The sequence below is a fragment of the Laspinema olomoucense D3b genome, assembly GCF_025370785.1.
Classification (GTDB): Bacteria; Cyanobacteriota; Cyanobacteriia; order Cyanobacteriales; family Laspinemataceae; genus Laspinema; species Laspinema olomoucense.
The window spans coordinates 102,747-126,312 of record NZ_JAMXFA010000019.1 but is presented as its reverse complement, the minus strand read 5'-3'; the positions used below and the strand labels follow the sequence as shown (position 1 = coordinate 126,312).

General features: G+C 49.3%; 19 protein-coding genes. 12 read left to right on the top strand and 7 right to left on the bottom strand.

The window, feature by feature from the left end; genetic code table 11:
- Positions 1 to 21: 21 nt before the first annotated feature.
- On the top strand, positions 22 to 1,656 hold the full coding sequence (locus NG792_RS15900) for a serine hydrolase (RefSeq protein ID WP_261236031.1): 1,635 nt from the start codon (positions 22 to 24) through the stop codon (positions 1,654 to 1,656).
- 162 nt (positions 1,657 to 1,818) lie between these two features.
- On the top strand, positions 1,819 to 3,054 hold the full coding sequence (locus tag NG792_RS15895; RefSeq protein WP_261236030.1) for a vWA domain-containing protein: 1,236 nt from the start codon (positions 1,819 to 1,821) through the stop codon (positions 3,052 to 3,054).
- 116 nt (positions 3,055 to 3,170) lie between these two features.
- Here NG792_RS15895 and NG792_RS15890 read toward each other — a convergent pair whose 3' ends face one another.
- Positions 3,171 to 4,097: a PEP-CTERM sorting domain-containing protein gene (locus NG792_RS15890; RefSeq protein ID WP_261236029.1), complete on the bottom strand. Its 927-nt coding sequence runs from the start codon at positions 4,095 to 4,097 to the stop codon at positions 3,171 to 3,173.
- Positions 4,098 to 4,688: 591 nt separating this feature from the next.
- Here NG792_RS15890 and menB point away from each other — a divergent pair.
- Complete coding sequence (menB, locus tag NG792_RS15885) at positions 4,689 to 5,522, top strand: 1,4-dihydroxy-2-naphthoyl-CoA synthase (protein WP_261197812.1); 834 nt, start codon at positions 4,689 to 4,691, stop codon at positions 5,520 to 5,522.
- 223 nt (positions 5,523 to 5,745) lie between these two features.
- Here the strand turns inward: menB and NG792_RS15880 are convergent, their stop codons facing one another.
- Together NG792_RS15880 and NG792_RS15875 are read right to left on the bottom strand one after the other, a co-directional pair.
- The gene (locus NG792_RS15880; protein WP_261236028.1) at positions 5,746 to 6,087 is read right to left on the bottom strand and encodes a hypothetical protein; all 342 of its coding nucleotides are present in this window, start codon (positions 6,085 to 6,087) and stop codon (positions 5,746 to 5,748) included.
- A 512-nt stretch (positions 6,088 to 6,599) separates the two neighbouring features.
- Positions 6,600 to 7,157: a DciA family protein gene (locus NG792_RS15875; protein ID WP_261236027.1), complete on the bottom strand. Its 558-nt coding sequence runs from the start codon at positions 7,155 to 7,157 to the stop codon at positions 6,600 to 6,602.
- Between the two features lie 187 nt (positions 7,158 to 7,344).
- Between NG792_RS15875 and NG792_RS15870 the strand changes: the two genes are divergently transcribed.
- The 6 genes from NG792_RS15870 (at position 7,345) to NG792_RS15845 (ending at position 14,562) form a co-directional block, all read left to right on the top strand.
- Entirely contained in the window at positions 7,345 to 8,760 is a 1,416-nt protein-coding gene (locus tag NG792_RS15870; RefSeq protein ID WP_261236026.1) for a hypothetical protein, read from the top strand.
- A gap of 246 nt (positions 8,761 to 9,006) precedes the next feature.
- The gene (locus tag NG792_RS15865; RefSeq protein WP_261236025.1) at positions 9,007 to 9,762 is read left to right on the top strand and encodes a PspA/IM30 family protein; all 756 of its coding nucleotides are present in this window, start codon (positions 9,007 to 9,009) and stop codon (positions 9,760 to 9,762) included.
- A 552-nt stretch (positions 9,763 to 10,314) separates the two neighbouring features.
- Positions 10,315 to 11,079: a PspA/IM30 family protein gene (locus NG792_RS15860; protein WP_261236024.1), complete on the top strand. Its 765-nt coding sequence runs from the start codon at positions 10,315 to 10,317 to the stop codon at positions 11,077 to 11,079.
- Positions 11,080 to 11,544: 465 nt separating this feature from the next.
- Positions 11,545 to 11,868, top strand: a complete 324-nt coding sequence (locus tag NG792_RS15855; protein ID WP_261236023.1) for a thioredoxin family protein — start codon at positions 11,545 to 11,547, stop codon at positions 11,866 to 11,868.
- Between the two features lie 162 nt (positions 11,869 to 12,030).
- Positions 12,031 to 13,203: an LL-diaminopimelate aminotransferase gene (locus NG792_RS15850; RefSeq protein WP_261197805.1), complete on the top strand. Its 1,173-nt coding sequence runs from the start codon at positions 12,031 to 12,033 to the stop codon at positions 13,201 to 13,203.
- 444 nt (positions 13,204 to 13,647) lie between these two features.
- A complete protein-coding gene (locus NG792_RS15845) occupies positions 13,648 to 14,562 on the top strand; it encodes an NF038130 family PEP-CTERM protein (RefSeq protein WP_261236022.1) in 915 nt (304 codons plus the stop codon).
- Positions 14,563 to 14,686: 124 nt separating this feature from the next.
- Here NG792_RS15845 and NG792_RS15840 read toward each other — a convergent pair whose 3' ends face one another.
- Entirely contained in the window at positions 14,687 to 16,507 is a 1,821-nt protein-coding gene (locus NG792_RS15840; protein ID WP_261236021.1) for a M3 family oligoendopeptidase, read from the bottom strand.
- A gap of 215 nt (positions 16,508 to 16,722) precedes the next feature.
- On the opposite strand from NG792_RS15840, the gene NG792_RS15835 reads away from it, so the two are divergent.
- Positions 16,723 to 17,577 (top strand): Rpn family recombination-promoting nuclease/putative transposase, encoded by an 855-nt coding sequence (locus NG792_RS15835; protein WP_261236020.1) that lies wholly within the window; start codon positions 16,723 to 16,725, stop codon positions 17,575 to 17,577.
- Between the two features lie 71 nt (positions 17,578 to 17,648).
- Positions 17,649 to 18,491, top strand: coding sequence for an Rpn family recombination-promoting nuclease/putative transposase (locus NG792_RS15830; RefSeq protein ID WP_261236019.1), 843 nt, complete (start codon positions 17,649 to 17,651; stop codon positions 18,489 to 18,491).
- A gap of 100 nt (positions 18,492 to 18,591) precedes the next feature.
- Here NG792_RS15830 and NG792_RS15825 read toward each other — a convergent pair whose 3' ends face one another.
- The 3 genes from NG792_RS15825 to NG792_RS15815 form a co-directional block, all read right to left on the bottom strand.
- Positions 18,592 to 20,313 (bottom strand): serine/threonine protein kinase, encoded by a 1,722-nt coding sequence (locus NG792_RS15825; protein ID WP_261236018.1) that lies wholly within the window; start codon positions 20,311 to 20,313, stop codon positions 18,592 to 18,594.
- Between the two features lie 333 nt (positions 20,314 to 20,646).
- The gene (locus NG792_RS15820; protein WP_261236017.1) at positions 20,647 to 21,246 is read right to left on the bottom strand and encodes a pseudouridine synthase; all 600 of its coding nucleotides are present in this window, start codon (positions 21,244 to 21,246) and stop codon (positions 20,647 to 20,649) included.
- A 116-nt stretch (positions 21,247 to 21,362) separates the two neighbouring features.
- On the bottom strand, positions 21,363 to 22,268 hold the full coding sequence (locus NG792_RS15815; RefSeq protein WP_261236016.1) for an alpha/beta fold hydrolase: 906 nt from the start codon (positions 22,266 to 22,268) through the stop codon (positions 21,363 to 21,365).
- Positions 22,269 to 22,580: 312 nt separating this feature from the next.
- Between NG792_RS15815 and NG792_RS15810 the strand changes: the two genes are divergently transcribed.
- Positions 22,581 to 23,561 (top strand): putative 2-dehydropantoate 2-reductase, encoded by a 981-nt coding sequence (locus NG792_RS15810; RefSeq protein WP_261236015.1) that lies wholly within the window; start codon positions 22,581 to 22,583, stop codon positions 23,559 to 23,561.
- Positions 23,562 to 23,566: the final 5 nt, after the last annotated feature.

The following is a 23,566-nucleotide window of genomic DNA, read 5'->3' as shown; positions in this document are numbered from 1 at the left end:
ACGAAACAAGAGGAGTGTGGTGTGGCTCAAAGGTCTCCAATTCGGTCATTTTTGTCGGTGGTGCCTGCGGAAAAATCGGAGTCTGGCGAACCGACAAAGCGGGTAAAACAACCCAAAACCAAGACAGCGGGGAAAAAAGCAACAAAATCAGCTTCCGGCAAATCTGCCCCCGGGACCCGTGGCGATCGCCCTCTGGAAGCGCCACCCCGGGACCCCAGAAAAACGGGATCTGCCATCCCACCCTTGGGCGATGGCGAAACGGCACAAGCGCCCCAATCTCGCTCTCATCAGGCCCAACAACAGCAACAGTCTCAGCAGTTAGCTGAACAATTGCGCATGGGCCGGGTCCCCCGTTCCCGGAACCAACCCGATGATTATGCCAGTTTGGACAATCCCCGCCCCCCTCGTGGGTCCAAATCCCTCGATCGCCTCGCCGAACAACGACCCTCAACCTTTACTCGTTCTAGTCCCCTGAGTCGTCCGGTGGCCCAGGAAAGATCCGACTCTCCCCGGGAACGCGTTCCTGGGCGAAAACCCCCAGACTCGGGAAATAAACCCCCACGCAAGCGAACTCCGAAAGCGCAATCTAAACGCACTGCCGGGACTTCCTCCAAACCAAGTTCCCCCCAAGCTAGAACCCGGAAACCCACCGAGAAGAAACCGAAACAGACCAAACTCTCTCCCCTGATTTATGGGGCGCGGTTATTGATTCTCGGGGTGGGACTCGGGGTACTCGCGGGCACCCTCTTATCCATCTGGAATCCGGCGGATAACTACACCGTAGGGGCGGCTGGAAACGCCGAAACTCAACAAGAAGAACAGCAGGAACAGGTCACACCCGCCTATAATCTCCAGGCCCTACCCCTAACCCAGGAAATCACGACCCTGAAAGAAAAATTGCAGGCAATGGCGGCAGAATATCCGGAATTGACCCCGGGAGTTTATGCCGTTGAATTGGATACGGGGGCATATTTGGACTTGAATGGGGCCCAGAGCTTTTCCGCTGCCAGTACGATTAAAGTGCCGATTTTAATTGCATTTTTTCAGGATGTGGATGCGGGAAAAATCACCCTGGATGAAATGCTGACCATGAAACAGGAGCATATTGCCGAAGGGTCCGGGGAGATGCAGTACAGCGAACCGGGGACGAAGTACAGCGCCCTAGAGACAGCAACGAAAATGAGCGAGATTAGCGATAATACCGCCACTAATATGTTAATTGAGCGCTTGGGGGGTGCAGCGGCCCTGAATCAGCGCTTTGCATCCTGGGGATTGAGCAACACAGCGATCGCCAACCCTCTGCCGGATTTAGCCGGAACTAATACCACCAGTCCCCAAGATTTGGTGCAGGTGATGGGACAGGTGGAACGCGGACAGGTGCTGTCTTTGCGAAGTCGCGATCGCCTGTTCAAAATTATGCAGGGTACGGTGAATAATTCCCTACTCCCCCAAGGATTGGGATCCGGCGCAGCGATCGCCCACAAAACCGGGGATATAGGTACCGCTATTTCCGATGCTGGATTGGTGGATATGCCTAATGGCAAGCGTTATTTAATCGCGGCGATCGTCAAACGTCCCCACAATGACCCCGCAGCAGAAGAGTTAATCCGGCAAATGTCCCAAGTGGTTTACGAATCCTTTAATGGAGAACTCTAGCTGCAAAATACCTGTTTGATCCCCCCAACCCCCCTTAAAAAGGGGGGCTTTAAAGAGGGATTCTCCTGGCAACATTAGCGGTGTCCATAGCGGATGTGCCAAAATCCAGATAGTTAGAGACCCGGATCGGGACCGCTTTTTTGTTTGCCAGGAGAAATTTTAATGAAAGTTGCTATCCATCCAGCCCTGAGTGATGCCAATATAGACGCGGGTCAAACCAGTTCTCAGCGTCAACTTTCCCTATCCATTTCCGCGATCGCCGCCGGTTTAGAAACCTCAGTTCCCCTGAACCTTTGCCTGATTTTGGACCATAGCGGATCCATGACCGGACGCCCGTTAACCACTGTCAAAGAGGCTGCCTATCGACTGATTGACCGACTCAAACCCGGCGATCGCCTCAGCATTGTTGCCTTTGATCATCGCGCTAAAGTGATTGTTTCCAATCAGGTGATCGAAGATACCGATCGCATCAAAAAACAGATTGAAAAACTCAAAGCCGATGGCGGGACTGCGATCGATGAAGGCATGAAAAAAGGCATGGAAGAGCTCAAAAAAGGGGCAACCGGCACCGTTTCCCAAGCGTTCATCCTCACTGATGGCGAAAACGAACATGGTAGCAACGATCGCTGTCTGAAATTAGCCTCCGAAGCAGCAGATGCCAACCTCACCCTCAACACTCTTGGGTTTGGCGATCACTGGAACTTAGATGTTCTCGAATCCATTGCCACTGCCGCCCGAGGTGCATTGTGCCATATCGAACGCCCAGAACAAGCCGTAGAAGAGTTTAGCCGCTTATTCAGTCGGATTCAATCCGTTGCCTTAACCAATGCTTACCTACAACTGAAGCTGATGCCGAAAGTTCGCCTTGCCGAACTCAAACCCATCGCCCAAGTCTCACCGGAAACCATCGAACTCCCCGTAGAAGCCAAAAATGGACTATTTGAAGTGCGCTTAGGGGATATTATGACCACCGAACGGGTGATCTTAGCTAACCTGTATATTGGCAAATTTGCCGAAGGTAAACAAACCCTCGCGGAATTGCAAATTCGCTACGATGACCCTTCCGCAGGACGGAAACAGGTTCTCAGTGATTCGGTTCTCGTGGATGCTAATGTATTGAGTGCCTATCACCCGGCGATCGACCCCACGGTACAACAGCATACCCTCGCCTTAGCAAAATATCGGCAAACCCAAATAGCCGAACAGAAAATCCAACAAGGCGATCGCGTGGGTGCTGCCACCATGTTACAAACTGCTGCCAAAACCGCCTTACAAATGGGCGATAAAGGCGCAGCAACCGTCCTCCAAACCAGTGCCACCCGCCTCCAAGAGGGACAAGAACTCTCCGAAGCCGATCGCAAAAAAACCCGCATCGTCTCCAAAACCATTTTGCAATAACATCAACCCCATCACGCTCAAAAACCGGGTTTCTGACAACAATTTGGGAAAAGAAAGCCCAACTTATTGCAGAAACCCGGTTTTTGGTTTGTAAGGTTTGACAGTCAGATTCTAATCTACACTTCACTGGCGATCGCCTTACCTTTTTTCCGGGACAGACTCCCAGCAAAGGTCAAACCTAACGCCAATAACCCCAGCATACTAGACGGTTCCGGCACTGAAACATCGTCACCTGGAACACTTGCCACAGTAAACTCACCCATTAATGCGATTCCATCATTCGCACATTCTGCGAACAAAGTCGCCACAAATTCACCCACCGGCATTAAAGACTTATCAAAACTAAACCCGAAGGTATGAGTTCCAGTCGCCGAAAAGTTACCGAAATCCAACCCTAACCCGGCGAAATTATTGATGACATTAATTCCACCCAACAAATTCCCTGTCTTAATTGAGTTAAGAACCGTATGAGTTCCAGTAATTTGACCCGCAAAGTAGGAGTCATTGTAAGCCAAGTCACCCATAGAAGCGCTACCCCGTTGACTAGCTACCAGGTTCGCATGGTGTGTTAAATTGTTAAATCCAGAGTTTGTACTCGTCACACTTCGGAGTGTCACATTATCATACACCCCAACGCTGCTCACCCCAGAATCGTTATTTTGAGCAAACCGGATGCCAAACAAATTGCCACTGGCATTAGCAGTTTGCAAGTTCTGACCGGAAAAGTTAAAAATTAAATCACCCCAGCCAATATGACCATCTGCTGCACCACCATAGTTGTCGCCAGTAATCGGGAGATTGGCATTAATCGCTACAAAAATACTGTTGCTTTGGGTATCCTCTTTAACAGCCATGCCATACATTTCATAAGCACTGTTAGCCCCAATAATATTCCCTTCTGCCCCATCCTTAAATGAATCAATAGCGTAGTTCCAGCCGTTATGAAGCGTTCCGGCATTCGCTTGGGGTGCAGTAACCCCCATCAAACCAACGGTAACAGCAGCGGTTCCTAAGATAGTTTTTAATACAGTTGCTTTCATCATATTCCCCTCGTCACAGGTGTTAAAATTTCCTTCTTACATTCACAATCCTATGAACTTTTTTGGGGTAAGACAAGTCTTTTTTTTAAAGATTGAGTAAAGAAAATCCCTACAAGCTCCCCCCATAGGGGTTATTTGAAGACTGTTGAATTAGGTCACTTTAATTCATTAAGTTTAAATAGTCCGTATATTCACGTAAAGATTCACCAAGCGGGGTGAGTTAGGGGGGTAAATCTTTTTTGTTTACAGAGCTTGTTTAAGTGAGAATACGCAACAACTCAGCGGGTAGAAACTTTATAAATCATTGGAATTAGGCAGGAATATAGAGAGGTTTTATTCCCGGATTTTTGGGATTACCTTACCAATTGAGAGAATTTTTCACCATATATTTATAAAAAATTCAGGATTTCAAGCTTATTTAAGCTTGATAAGTCAGGGATTTAAAAAAATATAAATCGGGAGTAATTCGCAAAATTCTCAAGATAGGGCCGGGAGAATCCTTCTCAACAAGCGGCGATCAGGGGGCTAGGGGAAGCGTAAACACCCCAAGCAAGGTACAATGCACAATTTGACGTCGCGCAGCTACTGGATAAAATGCAAATCAACTGGCAAACCGCCAAAACTTACGAAGATATCCTATATCACAAAACTGATGGGATTGCCAAAATTACTATCAACCGTCCCCACAAGCGGAATGCCTTCCGTCCAAAAACGGTGTTTGAGTTGTATGATGCCTTTTCTAATGCGCGGGAAGATAGTCGCATTGGGGTGGTGTTATTCACCGGCGCGGGACCTCATACTGATGGCAAATATGCCTTCTGTTCCGGTGGGGACCAAAGTGTGCGAGGGGAAGCGGGATATATCGATGAGGCGGGAGTTCCCCGTTTAAATGTCCTAGACTTGCAGCGGTTAATTCGGTCCATGCCGAAAGTGGTGATTGCCTTAGTGGCGGGATATGCAGTCGGGGGGGGTCATGTTTTACACCTGCTTTGTGATTTAACCCTGGCGGCGGAGAATGCAATTTTTGGTCAAACGGGACCGAAAGTGGGCAGTTTTGATGGCGGGTTTGGGGCCAGTTACCTGGCGCGAATCGTGGGTCAAAAGAAAGCGCGGGAAATCTGGTTTCTGTGTCGGCAATATAATGCCACCCAAGCGCTAGAGATGGGGTTGGTGAATGCGGTGGTGCCGGTGGAACAACTGGAGGCGGAGGGGGTCACCTGGGCGAATGAAATTTTAGAGAAAAGCCCGATCGCGATTCGTTGCCTGAAAGCTGCTTTTAATGCCGATTGCGATGGTCAAGCGGGGTTACAGGAACTGGCGGGAAATGCGACGATGTTGTACTACATGACGGCGGAAGGGGCGGAAGGAAAGCAAGCATTCCTAGAAAAAAGGCAACCAGATTTTCGTCAGTATCCCTGGTTGCCATAACTTTTTAATTGCCTAGATCATTCACTGCCTTTAAATTATGCAACCCGGTTTGGGAATCCAACCGGGTTTGTACCCCTGATGTCTAAAAGTTGCGATCGCGATCGCTTCTGAAGTTTAACCCCAAAAGCGAGATTTGCTGAGTAATTCTACTGAGCCATTCAACCCAATCATGCGATCGTTTAACTTTTCTGAAATGAACGTGAATGTCAAATTTGTTGTAGCGTTAGCTCACTGAGAGAAAATGCTCACCGTTATCCGGTTTATTGAGGTTTGTAGAGACAACTACCGAGTCAGTTTGACCATTGTGTCGCTCGGCTGAAGGTTGGTAGAATGCCCGTTCTAGGGATAGAGTCCCCTCCACTCGCAGTCGTTGGTCTTCCAAAATGATCATTTCGGGTTTAATCTCTTCCCAAGAAGGAGCAAAGGGAGGTAAAGCTAAGGAACAAGCTTTCCAGCCTCCTCGAACCAGTACACCGAGTTGTTGACAGTTTCCACCCCTGCGGCCTTCAGGGGTATAAAAGCGACAATGACGGCAGGATGATGCTGGGCAATTTGAGGTCTTCATAGGGGTGCGTGGGGACAATCAAATGATGCTTCTATTATGGTGTAAGGTAATTTTACGCAAGAAAGGCATCAAGCCTTTATCCCGTATAGCTTTAAGCGATCCCCAATAAAAATTAACCTTAATACTTTCTTTATTATTCTGTAAGAATTAGCAACAATTCAGTTAAGTACCAACTCATCTCGACCCCTCCTAACTGGATGAGTTCAAGCCCAAAATTTATGGGGATCAACATTCTAGCCACTTGTTCACCGAACTGACAAGGGTAGAGTTCAGGGAAAATAACCTCAATAAATACTGAGCGTTGGTCTTGTAAGTCAGCAGTTGGTGATCCAAAATCAAAATAAGTCAAGGCACTCAAGACAGAGATTTGAGGGAGATGTTTGCAATGGAGGTGGGGGGATAGGTAGTCCGGAAACCCCCGGGGGGTGTTAGCACGGACGCCCGATCTGTGAATCACTCCGAATGGAGGAGCGGAATTGCTTTCAAGAAAGAGGGACGATCGCCCCCCAGCCTTACCACTGTTTCGGAGCACAGAGGGCGCAAACCGACCAGCGATCGAGTTCCCCGGGAGGCGTGGGACAACCACAACCGGGACAAAGGGGCAACCCTTGCGATCGCGCCTGCACCCGAGCAGCCCAGCGATCAAAAGTCCCTTGAGCATTCTCAGCCTGAGAACCCTTGGGAGTTCTGGCATCACCGCTCAACTCAGCCAGCCGAGAAGGATGATCCTGCCAAAGTATCTCTTGATCCGCCAAATCTGGACATTTAACATCAGATTTAGACCAATCCTTGGGAGAAAATCTAATATCCGCGATCGCCTCAGCGCGTCCCACATTCAACCGTTGCAAAATCCGTCGCCGCTCAAACATCAGGTTTTGGGCCCAAGCCGCACTAGAAGTCGCCACCCGCAGCACCCCCCGTTCCACCGCCAAGGGACGAGTATGTTGATTAATCTTCGGACCCACTGCGATCGCCCAAGACTCCACCAACTGCTGATATTCCCATTGCTTTTGTCCCAGGGTCTGAGCCGCCAGAGCGCCTAAAATATGATCCAGAGAGTTAAAAGCCATCGAGTCAAACTCAACATTGAACTGAATTGAACTGAAACATTTAAAATTGGGTGCAACAGTACAGCCGGTGACTCTTGCCATGCCTCCTATTATAGGGATGGGCATCGGCCAGAATCAGTCAAACTCCCCATCTTCCGGGAGCAACCCACCAGGCGAAATCATCACGAAATCACACAGGAGAGACGGCATGAGCGATCGGTCCCCCAAGGCGAGTCCCGCCCCAGTTTCCCCAGAGCAGGGATTAAAACCAGTATTAGCCGCAGTGCTAGAAAGTTTAGACGTCAAGCTAGAGTCAGAATTAACCCGCTATCGACGACAAAAGCGGGGTGATGCTGTGCAACCGTCCTACTCCGGGAATGGGTTGACCCCCCCTCAAAAAACTGCAGTGGATTTAATTACCCTCTCCCCCAGTAGCACCTCATCCCAGCAGTCTCCTTCCTTAGAATTGCCTAGCGCTCAGACGTTGAAATTTGAAGCCCTCAAACCGATGCCTGGACCTAACGCAGCAGAAACGCCCAGTGCTGCCGTTAACGGGAGTGAGAATCAGCCCTTGGGTATTCCGGCGATCGCCACCTCTGGGGACAACGGCATTCCGGGAACGACCAATGGCATCGGCTTATCTACAGAAAGCCCCGGTGCGATCGTTGGAGCAACTCAGGGAAGTGATTCCAAAGACCCCCATGAATATCTTGACTCTTCAGAAAAATTAGTCAGTAGTTTAGATCAAGAAAACGCCAAAAAGCTGGCCGAACTGCGAGCTAGACGAAAAACTCGGTCCCAAAATAGCTTCCTGAGTCCCTTGGGAATTGGGTCAATGCTGTTATTTGTGGCAGCCAGTGGCACTTTAGCTTATGTCGTAACTCAGATGGGAGAGGGGCAAGATCCAGCCACTCGGCAACAAGCCAATGGAGGCACAAATGCGAATAATCAAGTCCCTGAGTCTGGCTCAACCAATGAAGCGCCCATTACCCCAGATTTAACCAATTCCCAGTTTAAACCCTTGGATTTAGGCAATCTCGGAACCCTGGAGGAAAAACCGCCGGTTGCAGTTCCGGCCCCCAGTCCCCAAGGGTCTGTCCCTTCGCAGACGGTGGCGATCGCCCCCACGGTCACTCCTAACCCCGCCCCGGGCACTCCGGCCCCAGCTTCCCCGGGTTTGAGGAATCTGACTACGGATTATCTGGCTGGATCCGGACAGCCTGTGGTGACTCAACCGGCTACGGGAACTGCTCCCACGGGAGTAACGGGAGCACCGGGAGCGCCGGGAGCGCCGGGAGCAACGGGAGCGCCGGGAGCGCCGGGAGCAACGGGAGCGCCGGGAGCACCGGGAGCAACGGCAGTAACGGGAGCAACGGGAGCACCGGGAGCACCGGCTACAGGGGTAAGTCCAGCGTCCTTCCCTGGGTTTTACTATGTGGTGATGGATTATCAGAATGAGGAGAGCCTATGGAAGGCGCGAGAAGTTGTACCGGATGCCTACCTACGAGAGTATCCCATCGGGGTTAAGATTCAGGTCGCTGCCTTTGAAGATCAAGCCTCAGCTCAAGCCATGCTGGAACAAATGAAGCAGCAAGGGATAACGGGGCAAATTTATAACCCTTAAGGGGTAGACTCCCCAGCCTTTCTTAGACTGCGATAGCATAGGATTAGGCTTTGTACCCGGTCCGCAACGGGCAGGATGTGAGCGCTAGACTCTGGGCGATCGCCCCTTGGGGGAAGGTGGTTTTAAAAAATTGCCAGCCCTTGGTCACGCCATAGAAGGCGATCGCCTTCTTGAGAAAACCCTGACATTTTAGCCCGGGACCCGGGGCGACCTTGGAGGCACTACCTAACTTATATGGAGTCCGTTATGGGATTGTTTGACCGAATCATGAGGGTGATTCGAGCTAATATTAATAGTTTAATTAATAAGGCCGAAGACCCCGAAAAGATTCTCGAACAGACGATGATTGAGATGCAGGGGGATTTGACCCAACTGCGACAAGCCGTAGCAGTGGCGATCGCGACTCAAAAACGCACCGAGCGTCAGTACAGTCAAGCCCAATCCACCGCAGACGAATGGTATCGACGGGCGCAGTTGGCCTTGCAAAAAGGGGATGACAACCTTGCTCGCGAAGCCCTGACCCGTCGTAAATCCTACCAAGATACCGCGACGAGCATGAAAGCACAGATCGACCAGCAAACCAGAGTGGTGGAACAGCTTAAGCAAAATATGCGGGCTTTAGAAGGTAAAATCGTCGAAGCCAGGACGAAAAAAGACCTTTATATCGCTCGGGCGCGGTCTGCCCAGGCATCCGAGCGACTCAATGAGATGCTCGGGAACGTGGGGACTGGGAATGCAATGGCGGCTTTTGAGCGGATGGAAGAAAAAGTCATGCAACTCGAAGCGCGATCGGAAGCAGTCGCGTCCCTCGGTGGCGATGACCTAGAAAAAAAATTTGCTTCCCTAGAATCTGGAGGTGACGTAAATGAGGAATTAACCGCACTGAAGGCGCAAATCAGCGGGAGTAACCCCCCTCGTCCTGAACTTCAGCCCGTTTCTGCTCCCCGAGATCCGGAAATAGAAGGAGAACTCCAAAAACTCCGCGATCGCATGGACGACTAATGCTGGAAAGAGGGTTTCTTTTGCCTCCGTCCTCCAGGAGTAACCTCCCACTAGCCAGCCTCCGGTTCCCCGCCCCAGGTAGGGTGAATTGGCCAGAAATCCGTTGCGTTGCTTCCCGTCAAATTTGATAATATTGTGAATTGGCAAGCGCTGATGAGCTATCAAAACTTTAAGCCTTACCCTTTAAAATAGGAATTAAACCCACTTAGAAAAACTCCCCAGGCGCTGATATCCCCTATCCCGTTCCCCTTGACTCAACCCGGAACGCTTGCAGCAGGGCCTTCGGAGTCAGTATTCCAGGCAGTCCATCCACCCCAAAATATATCGGGATGTAGCGCGAAAGCGGATGAAGTTTTTACACTAGATTCAGCAAGAGAGTCTCGGGTATTCGATCGCCGCAGTCACCTTCTGTCTCCGGCTGACACCGAGTACCATCAAAGGAGATGGAATGGGTAAGGACCCTTGCCACCCAATCAATCAACCGAGGGATCTCAGGCTCACAACCTGTCCATAACAACCTACCTTGTAAACCCGAAAAGGAAAAATAGCATCATGGGATTGTTCGATCGCATTAGCCGAGTTGTCAAAGCCAATCTTAACGATCTAGTCAGCAAAGCAGAAGACCCAGAAAAAGTCCTAGAGCAATCTATTATCGATATGCAGGAAGACTTGGTGCAGTTGCGCCAAGCCGTTGCCAGCTCCATTGCCAACCAAAAACGCACCCAGAAACAATACGAGCAAGCCACCACCGAAGCCAATACCTGGCAAAGTCGCGCCCAACTTGCCCTCCAAAAAGGGGATGAAAATCTCGCCCGCGAAGCTCTTGTGCGCAAAAAATCCCACGCTGAAACCGCTGCCATGTTAAAAACCCAACTGGATGGGCAGTTAACTCAGGTTGATAGCCTAAAGCGTAATTTAATCGGTTTGGAAAGCAAGATTTCCGAAGCGAAAACCAAGAAAAATATGCTCAAAGCTCGGGCGCAAGCTGCCAAGGCGAACGAACAGCTTCAAAATACCCTCGGTTCGCTCAACACGGGTGGCTCAATGGCAGCCTTCGAGCGTATGGAAGAAAAGGTGCTGCAAATGGAAGCTCGCTCTCAAGCGGCTTATGAAATTGGCGGCACGAATCTGGAAAATCAGTTTGCGCAATTGGAGGCGGGAAGCGATGTGGATGATGAACTCTCAGCCATGAAAGCTCAACTCACCGGCGCATCTCCGGCTCAAAGTCAACTCCCCAGTGCCGGAAACAGCAGCGCACCCAAAACCGCTGTGGATGATGAATTGGAACAGTTGCGATCGCAACTCAATGACAGTTAACTAATCCCCCAATTCTCCACAACTCCCTGATGTTCATGAGTTGGCTTGTCTTTACTTCTGACTAAGGCGGCCCTCTACCCAGGGAGTTGTGGTTTTTTTTCTATAAATCCGCCACCCCCCCATCCCTTAAGGGAACTCCAAAAAATAAAATACCCAAAAAACCCGCACCCTGAAGGGTGGGGCTATACGGACGAAGCCCGCCTGCGCGGGCTGAAGAAGTCTTGTTAGTTCCTTAACCATCGCATTTGGACGATTTATTTCTTGGAAACCCCAAAGGACAAATGACAAAGGACAAAGGACAAATGACAAATGACAAATGACAAATGACAAATGACAAATGACCCATCCCCCATCCCCCCCATCTCCCATTGCCTCCCCTGCTGTAAAATAATCAAAGTTTAATAACAGTGCGCGATCGCCCCAGAGTGGAGATCGCCTAGTACCTGATATTTGAAAGCGGTGGGCATGAGTAGCATTATCAAAGTCACAGATACTGAGTTTGGAACCGAAGTAGAACAAGCAACCACCCCAGTATTGGCCTATTTTTGGGCCAGTTGGTGTGGCCCTTGTCGATTGGTCTCTCCCTATATAGACTGGGCCGCCTCAGAATATGGCGATCGCCTCAAAGTCCTTAAGCTAGAAGTCGATCCCAATCCTGAATCAGTGAAAAAGTGCGGTGTAGAAGGCGTACCGGCAATTCGAGTATTTAAAGAGGGGGCGATCGTGGAATCCTTTGAGGGAGCCATTACCAAACAGGCATTAGCCGCCCTGATCGACGCCCATCTCTAAAAACCCATTGGGATTCCCTAACCGGACCTGCTTTATGATGAGAGCCTGCGTAGGCAGGCTTTGTTAGTATAGCCCCACCCTTGAGGGTGCGGGTTTAGCAGACCCCGGTAAACCGGATTCCGAATCAGTTGCACTCCATCAGCTTCTCACCCGTTAACCATCATGCAGTTTGCTAACCGTTTAGAACCCCTGCGTTCCAATGTCTTTGCGGATATGGATAACGCTAAAGCTAAGGCAAAAGCCGCAGGATTGAAGGTCATTGATTTATCATTGGGGTCCTCGGACCTGCCTCCGGCACCCCATATCGTTGAGGCGATCGCCTCATCTTTGCCCGATCGCAACTCTCACGGCTATGTCCTTTTTCACCGCACCCAAGCCTTTCGCGAAGCGGCTGCCCAGTGGTACTACGAGCGCTATGGCATTGCAGTAGACCCCCAAACTGAAGTCCTGGCGTTAATTGGCTCCCAGGAAGGCACCGCTCATTTACCCTTAGCCATTTTAAATCCCGGAGATTTTGCCCTACTGATGGATCCGGGCTATCCCTCCCATGCGGGTGGGGTGTACTTAGCCAGTGGTCAAATTTATGGGATGCCTCTGCGGGAAGAAAATGGATTTCTGCCTGTCTTTGAGGAAATTCCCTCAGCGGTTCTCAATCAAGCGCGGATGATGGTGCTCAGCTATCCTCACAACCCCACCACCGCGATCGCTCCCCTGTCGTTTTTCCAAGAAGCGGTTGCTTTTTGTCAGCAGCATCAGTTAGTCCTGGTGCACGACTTTCCCTACGCGGATTTAGTCTTTGATGCCCAAATTTCCGTCCCTTCCATCCTGCAAGCGGACCCAGAAAAAACCGTTTCTATCGAGTTTTTTACCTTGTCCAAATCTTATAATATGGGCGGATTACGGGTGGGGTATGCCATTGGGAATCCCCAACTCATTAAAGCCCTGCGGCAAGTCAAGGCGGCAGTGGATTTCAACCAATATCAGGGGATTCTCACCGGGGCGATCGCTGCCCTCACCGGCCCCCAAGACACCGTAGGCGAAATGACCAGCATCTTCCGGAAGCGTCGGGATGCTTTCGTTAATGCCCTCCATCGCATCGGCTGGCAAGTGCCGATGCCCGAGTCTACCATGTATGTCTGGGCCAAACTCCCGGAACAGTGGGCCAACAATTCCATCGGCTTTTGTACGCAAATGGTCGAAAAAACCGGCATAGCTGCTTCTCCCGGTTCCGGATTTGGAAAAATGGGTGAAGGATATGTGCGGTTTGCCTTAGTTTGGGATCCGCCGGTTTTAGAAGAAGCGGTGGAACGAATTGCCCAGTTTTTGAATTCATAATTTTACCGAGTCCCCCAGTCCCAAAGAACAACCGATGAGAGCGTCTCATCGGTTGTTTTTTACAAAAGCCCCACCGGGAGAAAACTTTAGTAAAAATATAGGCTGGCAACGGGGCAAGTTTAGCAACTCTTTACACAAACTTTACGAGATTCCATCATAACTTTATGGAAGGTGAGAGGGGTTGCGGATAAGATGAGGAGAGATAGTCAGAAATCCTATTGTTATTACTCAACCTTAATGTTGAGACCCTCTCAGATAGAGAGGGGGGCCGACCGACCCCAGCCTTGGTAAGTGTATTTACTGGCCCGCTTCCAAACGATCGCGTCTTTAACGTGATGGCGATCGCACCATCCCGGGAAACCCCGAGATTTAATAAGACATCCGCAAGACCCAGCGGATTCCCCAACCTAAACCCACTTGCACATTCTTGAGGAGACCCCCACCATGACCGGATTCATCAACAAACTCGCACTCGCCACCTCCGTTGCTGTTGGTATGACTGCGATCGGTAGCGCCCCCGCCTTTGCAGGCACCTTAACCAATCCCCAATTTGGAGGAACTGCTGCCACCGACGTCTTATTATACTGTTCCAATGGCACTAGCACCTTCACCGGACTCACCTGCACGGATTCTGTATCCACCATCCTATCGGGCAATAGCAGCGCCCCAGGCGGCAACATCGAATTAGCGAAAAGCAGCGAACAAGCTAACTTTGATTTTACCAAAAACACCACTTTAACGGGTACAATCGGCGGCAAAAATATCGTCATCAGCAGCTTAACCCAAGCCGACTGGTACAGCGATATGGGGAACGGCAAAACTTTACTGTCTCAATGGTTAGACGATGCCTTTTTAGCGAACAACGTCCCCTCTTTCGTCAAACCAGCAGTTCAGGCTGCCTTGATCAGCAAGAAGGGATTGCAGCGCTTCAGTGACCCCAATATTTCCTACGTCAATCAAAATGATACAACAGGGGAAATTAGTATTGGACTGGCAGGACACTTCAATGCCTCCGATATGTTAAAACTGGCAGTCGGAAACGCCACAATACAAGTGCCATTTCTAGGAACGGTACCTCTAGCTTCCTTGGTACCCGCCAGCATAAAAGCCAGCGAACTGGTTAAAGTGATCTATGACAATGGTCCTGCTAAATACCTGTATAGCTTCGCTGCCACCGATTCGCGTCAAGCCAACAACCTCGGCGTTGGTGCAGATGGGATATCTCATAATGGGAACTATGAAGTTAAACTAGCTGGCGTCCCAGTCACCTCAGTTCCCGAACCCTCTACGATGCTTGCTTTAATGGCTGTTGGCGGTCTATTTGCCACAGCCAAGCGCAAAGGAGTCAAAAACGCCTAAATTGTGAGACCCTTGCAGAAAAAGGAAGCCTAAAAGCTTCCTTTTTTTTGTACCCTTCAGCCGGAGGATAAAGCGTATTTGTCAGGGGCGAACCGGGAATCGCCCCTACTGTTCTTATGTCCAATTACAAACTCGCCTGCAACTTATCCAATAAGCCCTCGATATAATCTAAGGCACTGGCGATCGTCTGGGGATTTTCGATATCCACATCCACATACTTCCGCAATGCGTCCACCTGATTGATACTCCCACCGGCAGCCAATAATTCCAGATAGCCGGGAATAAAATCTTTACCCGTTTCCAGATACTTCTTATAGCAGGCTAAACTCACAATATTAGAAGCGGCGTACTGGTAGCAATAAAAAGGCTTAAAGAAAATATGCCCAATTCGCGCCCAGTCATACTGATGTTCGGGCAATAATTCTACGGCATTGCCACAGAGATTGCGATACAACTCCATCCATTTTTCATTGACGAACTTGGCATCAAAGCTGCCTTCTTTGGCGCGATCGTGAATTGCTAATTCCAAACGACTAATCGTACTTTGCCGGAATAGCAAATTAAACTGGTCTTCCAACTGCCGAGTGAGCAACGACTTCATCAGTGCCTTATTGTCTGCCGAAGTTTTCAGCAGGTAATCCAGCAACAGCAGCTCATTAAAGGTCGAAGCAATCTCTGCTAAAACCAAAGGCGGATTGCTATTATAATAGGACTGAGCATCATCAATCCAAGCAAAATGCAACCCATGACCCATTTCATGAGCTAGGGTAAACAAAGAATTGTAATCGTCCGTGTAAGAGAGCAATAAATAACTGTGTTTACCGTGAGAGTAAGCACAAAATGCACCACCCCGTTTACCTGGACGGACCTTGGCATCAATCCAATTTTTCAGGAAAAACTCTTCTGCACGCCGCGCATAATTGACATCAAACTCTTGTAAGGCTTTCAGCAAGGTTTCTACCCCGGTTTGATACTTAACTGGGGGTAAGGGTTCCTCATCCTCAGTGGTCCAAGGTGCATAGAGGTCACAAATTCGGATTTTCTGACCCAGTGCCTTTCCTTTGAGTTGATAGTAGCGCTCGAACAGTTCAAATCGACTCGCTGTCCCGTCCATAATCGCACGGAAAACAGGTTCAGAAACCTCATCAGCTAACAATTGCTTATGCAATGTGGAGGAATACTGCCGCATCTGACTTTCGATGCGATGATCCTGAGTGACGGTATTTAGAATAAATCCGTAAAGGGAGTTGTGCTGTTTGAGGACATTTCGCACGGAGAGATAGGTATTGTACCGCACTTCCGGCGAGGGATGAAACAACAAGGCACTTAATTCTGCCTCATTGCTTGCACTTTTGCCATCGGGGGTTGTGACGGGTTCATATTCTTGTTCTCCCAAATGTACCGATCGCAATTGGATAAACGCTTGCCGACCCGTCAGACTGTCTTGATTGCGCGTTTGTTCGATTTCTTCCGAAAGGGTGTGAGGACGAAACTCCGCAATCCGATGGAGATAATGGGTATAACTTGCGAGTTCTGCTGCCCCCAGTAATTGATTGAAATTCTCTTCAGAAATCTGTTGTAATTCTAGGTCAAAAAAGAGCAATTGATTTTCAATTGCTGTTAGAGCTTCCATCACCTGATCCAGCAGTTGCTTCGCTTCCGTATTGCGCGTATCTGCTGAAAAGGTCAGGGAAGGATAGGCATAAACATAACCCGAGGTTTGCGCGATTTCTTCCAATTCTTGTAAACAATCGGCGATTTGCTCCGGTTTGAGCGTGGCAACATTGCCGCGATAGGTGCGACGAAACCCCGCAGCACGATGCTGAAGGACTTCTAAATCATGCTCGATCTGCGGGTCATCAAACCCTTGATAAAGGTCCGATAAGTCCCACTCTTGGGGATTTTCCAATTGAGCGATCGCCGGGGATTGAGGGGTTTGAACCAAAGTAGCACTCCTTTGTAACAATTTGCTACTTCTATTATGAGGGAAATTTTCTCCATTATCCACACCCACTCCGGGTACGGCAATCCGAACGGACTCCCCCATTCTATCAAGCGATGGACTCCCGGTGCAGGTCAATTCATGTTAACCCTGGGAATTATTATGAACCTTTTTATATTAAACTTAACCATAAAACCTGGCAATTAACCTCAAGGATCATGCCGATTGATAACTTATGTAAATACCTCGCCGCCAAATATCCACAACGGTTTGCCGCTTGGAGACTGGGAACCCCAATTTCCAGCCCCGTCAAAGTTTTAAAAACCGAATTGACCCTAGAACCCATTCGGGCGGATTCCGTAATTTTTTTACAGACGGAGCGGGAAATCCTGCACTTAGAATTTCAGGTGAAAGTCCCCCAGGAACAAATCATGCCTTTGCGGATGTTAAATTACTGGGTTCGACTATACTGGCAATATAGACTACCCGTGAGGCAGGTGATTATTTGGCTCCAACCTACCCGCAATCCAGCAGTTTTTGAGACAGAATTCCAGTTCCAATCAACCCGTCATGGATATGAGGTTGTGCGGATGTGGGAGGAACCTCCAGAACCGTTGCTCCAAGACCCCGCATTGCTACCCTTAGCCGTATTATCAGCGACGGAAGAACCGAACCAACTCCTAGGGCAAGTGGCTCAGGAAGTGGCTAAGATAGAAGAAACTGAACTGCGCCAAGAAATCGCTGCTTGTACCCAGGTTCTAGCGGGTTTACGGTTTAATAAAGATGTGATTGCTAACTTTTTTCGGGAGGAAATTATGCAAGAATCGGTGATTTACCAAGATATCCTTCAAAAGGGTCTCGAACAGGGACTTGAACAGGGACTGAATCAAGGGAAAAAACAGGAGGCGATCGCCCTAATTCAGGGGATGCTGAACCGCCGTTTTGGTTCCCTGGAACCCCATGTCCAAGAACGCCTTGAATCTCTCACCCTAACTCAATTAGAAGAGCTAAGTTTAGCCTTATTTGATTTGACCGAAGTTACGGATTTAGTGACTTGGTTGCAGTCCCGTTAAAATCAAGTTTGGGGCTGTTAATTAACGGCCCCAAACCCAATCAGTTGAGGAGTCATTTAAAGCCCAGTTCCATGCCACTAGATAACCTATGTAAATACCTGGCAACGAAATATCCCCAACGCTTTGCCGGTTGGATACTACGCAGAATCATTACCTCACCTGTGGAGGTGTTAAAAACTGAATTAACCCTAGAACCCGTGCGGGCCGATTCGGTGATTTTTTTACAGACGGACCGGGAAATTCTGCATTTAGAATTTCAGGTAAAAGTCCCGACAGATAGACCGATGCCTTTGCGGATGTTAAACTATTGGGTGCGGCTATATTGGCAATATGGCCTCCCGGTGAAACAGGTGATTATTTGGCTCAAACCCACCAGCAATCCAGCGGTGTTTGAGAGGGAATTTATCAGCGAAAATACTCGACATCGATATGATGTTATTCGGATGTGGGAGGAATCTCCCGAACCGTTGCTCCAAGACCCAGCATTGCTCCCCTTGGCGGTGTTATCGGCGACTCAAGAACCGAACCAACTCTTAGCGCAAGTTGCTCAGGAAGTGGCTAAAATAGGAGAAACTGAACTGCGCCAAGAAATCGCTGCTTGTACCCAGGTTCTAGCGGGTTTACGGTTTAATAAAGATGTGATTGCTAACTTTTTTCGGGAGGAAATTATGCAAGAATCTGTGATTTATCAAGATATCCTTCAAAAGGGTCTCGAACAGGGTCTGAATCAAGGGAAAAAACAGGAGGCGATCGCCATGATTATGCGTCCGATTACCCGACGGTTTGGTTCCTTAGAACCGGATGTAATAAACCGCCTTGATGCACTTACAACAGCTCAATTGGAAGATTTGAACGAGGCATTATTCGATTTTACAGAAGTCACCGATTTAGTGACTTGGCTGGAGTCTCGTTAGCGGGGTTCCCCCTTTTTTGGCGAGTAGGGACAAGGCAGTGCCTTGTCCTTGGTCCTTGGTCCTTGGTCCTTGGTCCTTTGATGACCTCAAAAATTAGGCTTTAAGGCGCGATTAAATGTTGCTCAGAACGGCGATATTTTGCTTTGAGACGCGATCGCCTGATGGGAAGCCACACCATGACTCCTATCACGGGAACGCCGGTGAGGGCAGCAGCAGCAATGAGTAATGGAGTCCAGAATCCTAATTGTAAAGCAATGCCGCAACTGATGCCAGAGGCGGCAGTTAGTAGGGAAAGGGCAGTGGCGATTTGCAGTCCAAATTCCTTGGTAATCCCGGAGGCGGCCAATATTAAAGCAACCCCGGTAACCGCTGTGGCAGCTAGGGTTCCAGCTGTGGCCCAGGACCCCATTAGACTGGCCCCGGCAGCCATTCCCAGGGTAAATCCGGCGATCGCCGCGATTAGGGTCGTTGCTACGGAAGTGAGCAGGAATTTAACGACAAATCCCTGCTTTCCAGCAAGTTTAGACAGCCCCGCCCAAGCTAGAAATCCACTCAGGGCGATCGCAATTGGTGTGGCGATGGAATGAAGGGCTAACATTCCTCCAACACCGGCTGCTAAAAATAACAATCCTAATGAACTGTAAGGTAATTTTTGAGTAGAAATTGGAATGGGAGCTGTGGTAATTTCGACAGGAATTCTAATCGGGTTGGGTATGCCATTATTTTCTAATAAAAGTTCTCTTTTATAAGTTTGATTTGCTCGTAATTGACGGGTATCAATAATAATTTTAGTGTCTAACCGATTGTTATTTTTAAAATGCGCAGGAGAAAAGGAAATCCAAGCATGAGCATCGGGACTATGAGGCGGGTCCTGTCTATGGGGAGCAACCTGCCATTTTCCTTGGAGTCGGGTGTCGGGAACCGGGTTTCTAATCGAGAGGGTGTGGGTGATTTGTTCTCCTAGGGTTGAGGCGGTTGCGGTGAAGTGAGTTTTGCTGAGATGGACTTCCGGTGTGCGGACGACATAAATCGGTTCCAATGCGGCCAAGGCGGTTGCTGCATCAGGGAAGCGACTATCCGGATGGGGTTGAACCATTGTTTCTAACCATTCAATCCAGCGCCAACTCACTTTAGGCATGAGATGTTTGAATTGGATGCGATAATCGTCATCGACTAACTCGGCGATCGCAACTGACCGGGTTCCGGTGAGTAAACAAATCAAGGTCGCACCTAATCCGTAAAGGTCTGAAGCAGCAGACAGTTGGCGATTCAGCAATTGTTCAGGGGGCATAAATCCCATTGTCCCTTTGACCATACTGCTCATCGCCACATCTTCCGAACCGAGTTTAGCAAAGCCAAAATCGACGAGGTATAATGTTAGGAGATCGCTGACGAGGATATTTTCGGGTTTAATATCCCGATGAATCACCAACGGGGTCCGAGTTTGCAGATAAACTAAGATGTTTAAAGCTGCGATCGCCAGTTCCTTGACCTCATCCGCCTCAAAACTACGGGGAACCGCCAGGGATTGAGCATCTTTATACTCCTGTACCATACAAAACCCGTCGGCAGTCTCAAACGAATTCAAATATTTGGGAATCCCGGGGTGATTTAACTGTTGTAATACCTCAATTTCCCGTTCCACCGCCCGATAAGCGGACCAGTCCGAACCACTGGTGGCAAATTGGAATTGTTTAATGGCAACGGATTCTTGTCGCTGCTGATCCACCGCCAAATACGTCACCCGACCCCCGGCGCGATTATGGCCGAGTTCTCGGATAATTTTATAGCCGTTCGCGCTAAAGTCGGGAAAATCATTCATGGTTGGAAATCGCTAGGGGCTGTTTTTATTGTAGGAGATGGGGAGGTGGGGAGAGACGGGAGATAGGGGAGAGACGGGAGATAGGGGAGATAGGGGAGATAGGGGAGAGACGGGAGAGACGGGAGATAGGGGAGATAGGGGAGAGACGGGAGAGACGGGAGATAGGGGAGATAGGGGAGAGACGGGAGATAGGGGAGAGACGGGAGATAGGGGAGAGACGGGAGATAGGGGAGAGACGGGAGATAGGGGAGATAGGGGAGAATAATCCTCCCCATCCTCCCCATCCTCCCCATCCTCCCCATCTTCCCCATCCTCCCCACCTTCCCCATCTCCCTAAGAACGCAACTGTTTCAACAGAAATTTAACCTCCTGCGGAGTCAAATCCCGCCATTCACCGGGTTGTAACCCCCCTAGGGAGAGGTTGCCGATGCGCGATCGCACGAGGCGGAGGGTGGGAAACCCGACAGCGGCAGTCATCCGTCGGACTTGGCGGTTTTTCCCTTCGGTGAGGGTGATTTCTAACCAGGCGGTGGGGACAGTTTTGCGAAAGCGAACAGGGGGATCCCGGGGGGGGAGTTCGGGTTCGGTGGGTAAGAGTTGCACCGTTGCCGGTCGGGTGCGATAATCCTGAATCTGGACGCCTTTGCGGAGGGAATCGAGGGCCTGTTCGTCGGGGATGCGTTCAACTTGTACCCAATAGGTCCGGGGATGGGCATATTTAGGGGAACAGAGGCGATGTTGAAGGGCTCCGTGATTGGTTAACAGCAACAGTCCTTCACTGTCAAAATCTAGGCGACCGGCAGCATAAATATCGGGGATGTTAATGTAATCTTTTAAGGTGGGGCGTTCAATGCCTGCATTGTTGCCGTCGCGATCGCTAAATTGGCACAGAACGTTATAGGGTTTATGAAACAAAATATACTTATAAGACACAGATTAATTCATTGATGAAACAATAAACTTGGCGCAAATGTGAGGAAAACTGTTGTAGGGTCACCGAGTTGAGGACAGGGCACGGCCCTGTCCTCAACTCGGTGAATACGAAAATGTTAGGCGTTGGTGTTCCCGGTCCAACTGGTTTCTAACCAGTCTAAAATCAGGGGATTCACCACCTCGGGACGTTCATCATGGGGACAGTGCCCGGTATTGGGAATCGACTTAAAGGTAATGGTCCGTTGTGGGTGAGACTGTTGAAAAATCCGACTTCCGGCGATCGGTGTCCAAGGGTCATCTTCCCCCCACAACACCAATAACGGATGGGTAACATTTGGTAAAATCTCGGACGGAGGGGTTCCCGGAGGTGCGGTCAAAATTGAGGCAAACACTTTTTGTGCCCCCGCATCACAGGAGGGTTCGTATAGCAAATCGACCAATTCATCGGTAATCGCCTCGCGGTTGCGATACACTTGGCGCAAGGTATTGCGAATTCGGTGTTTTTGGCGAATGCGGTTAAACAGGAAGGTTCCTAGTGTGGGAGAACTCACTAATTTGCTAAACGTACCCATCACCAACCGCAATGGCGGATTCAGTTCTTCCGGGCGATGATTTAACCCCCCGGCACAATTGATTAAAACACCCCCTGCTGACTTTTCGGGGTGATTGGCAACCAGCATCAGACTCAACAATGCACCAATGGAATTGCCGATAAATACGGTCGGTTCCTGGATATGTTCCCTCCAGAAATCCGTGATTAGTTCTTCCCACAGTTCCAGGGTGTAATTCAGGGGGGCTTTATCTGAACCGCCAAATCCCAGCAAATCCAAGGCAAACACGCGATATCCCCCTTCTGCAAGGGCGGGAATGTTCTTGCGCCAATGGCCGATAGAGGCCCCGAATCCATGAATCAGGACGAGGGGACGACCGACCCCTTGGACGGCATACTGTATTTTATGGCCGTTCCAAATCCAGGTTTCCTTGGCGATCGCAGTCGGTAGTCTAAGCTGTTGTGTAGTCACGGTCTCTATTATTAAGTTTAGTAAACTCTCTTTATCATAATCTAGGACATCCAGACTGGGAAGGGCCAGAAACCCAGGACCCTGAAACCGGGTTTCTGACACGGATTGTAGAGATTTAGCACAGATTAGGAAAAAAAACCCGGTTTCTCACCCCTACCCCAGGACCCGAAATGATTGAATTCCCCAACTTAGAGCGAAGTTCTGGGGTGTTTGCTCTGTCTCCGTGAGCCTTGCCCTTGAAAGGATATATCCTTTTTTATAGGTTCATCAATGTTAAAATTGATAGAGTAGCGAGTTGAAAGTAATGGGAGAATGGGTACAGCGTTGCAGTCTCAGAGGAATCGGAGTTATGCCATTATTGGCACCGGGGCGATAGGCGGATTTTATGGCGCGAAACTCCAGCAAGCGGGGTTTGAGGTGCATTTTTTGCTGCATCGAGATTATCAGTTCGTGCGGCAGCGCGGATTAAGGGTGGATTCGGTTTGGGGGGACTTTACCCTCGACTCCCTGAATGTTTATAATGATGTCCACCAAATGCCGCCTTGTGATGTTGTTATTGTTGCCTTAAAAACCACCCGCAATTCTTTATTAACCACTTTGCTGCCGCCAGTTTTGAAAGAATCCGGGGCGGTGTTAATGTTACAAAATGGTCTGGGTAACGAAGAGACAGTCGCCCCGATTGTTGGTCCAACTCATATTTTGGGCGGATTATGCTTTATTTGCTCTAATAAAGTCGCAGAGGGCCATATTCACCACCTCGATTATGGCGCGATTACCCTAGGGGAATATGCACCAGATTATCAACCCTTGGGAATCACCCCTACCCTGCGAGACATTGCTGGAGATTTGGAAATTGCTGGAATTCCCACCCAATTTGCTGAAGATTTACTCCTGGCCCGGTGGAAAAAATTGATTTGGAATATTCCTTATAACGGCTTGTCAGTAGTTCTCAATGCCCGAACTGATGAAATTATGGAAAATGAATACACGCGCCTGTTATCGGAACAGTTAATGCGCGAAGTGGGGGCGGTTGCTGCTGCCTATAATCGGGAAATTCCTGAAAGCTTTATTCAAAAAATGCTGGACCATACGGCTAAAATGAAGCCCTATATCACCAGTATGAAATTGGATTATGACCACCAGCGACCCTTAGAAATAGAATCCATTGTAGGCAATCCTCTGCAAGCAGCGATCGCCAAACAAATCCCTGTCCCCAAAATATCAATGCTTTACGCCCAATTAAACTTTATAAACACTCAAATCCAAGCTAAACACCCTCTCACTACTTCGTAACAATT

Bases quoted from the DNA above. Each gene is read 5' to 3' on its own strand.
- NG792_RS15830 (WP_261236019.1), top strand. From the start codon at position 17,649: ATGCCACTAGATAACCTATGTAAATACCTGGCAACGAAATATCCCCAA.
- NG792_RS15825 (WP_261236018.1), bottom strand. From the start codon at position 20,313: ATGAATGATTTTCCCGACTTTAGCGCGAACGGCTATAAAATTATCCGA.
- NG792_RS15835 (WP_261236020.1), top strand. From the start codon at position 16,723: ATGCCGATTGATAACTTATGTAAATACCTCGCCGCCAAATATCCACAA.
- NG792_RS15860 (WP_261236024.1), top strand. From the start codon at position 10,315: ATGGGATTGTTCGATCGCATTAGCCGAGTTGTCAAAGCCAATCTTAAC.
- NG792_RS15865 (WP_261236025.1), top strand. From the start codon at position 9,007: ATGGGATTGTTTGACCGAATCATGAGGGTGATTCGAGCTAATATTAAT.
- NG792_RS15895 (WP_261236030.1), top strand. From the start codon at position 1,819: ATGAAAGTTGCTATCCATCCAGCCCTGAGTGATGCCAATATAGACGCG.
- NG792_RS15875 (WP_261236027.1), bottom strand. From the start codon at position 7,157: ATGGCTTTTAACTCTCTGGATCATATTTTAGGCGCTCTGGCGGCTCAG.
- NG792_RS15880 (WP_261236028.1), bottom strand. From the start codon at position 6,087: ATGAAGACCTCAAATTGCCCAGCATCATCCTGCCGTCATTGTCGCTTT.
- menB (WP_261197812.1), top strand. From the start codon at position 4,689: ATGCAAATCAACTGGCAAACCGCCAAAACTTACGAAGATATCCTATAT.
- NG792_RS15845 (WP_261236022.1), top strand. From the start codon at position 13,648: ATGACCGGATTCATCAACAAACTCGCACTCGCCACCTCCGTTGCTGTT.
- NG792_RS15855 (WP_261236023.1), top strand. From the start codon at position 11,545: ATGAGTAGCATTATCAAAGTCACAGATACTGAGTTTGGAACCGAAGTA.
- NG792_RS15810 (WP_261236015.1), top strand. From the start codon at position 22,581: ATGGGTACAGCGTTGCAGTCTCAGAGGAATCGGAGTTATGCCATTATT.
- NG792_RS15890 (WP_261236029.1), bottom strand. From the start codon at position 4,097: ATGATGAAAGCAACTGTATTAAAAACTATCTTAGGAACCGCTGCTGTT.
- NG792_RS15870 (WP_261236026.1), top strand. From the start codon at position 7,345: ATGAGCGATCGGTCCCCCAAGGCGAGTCCCGCCCCAGTTTCCCCAGAG.
- NG792_RS15850 (WP_261197805.1), top strand. From the start codon at position 12,031: ATGCAGTTTGCTAACCGTTTAGAACCCCTGCGTTCCAATGTCTTTGCG.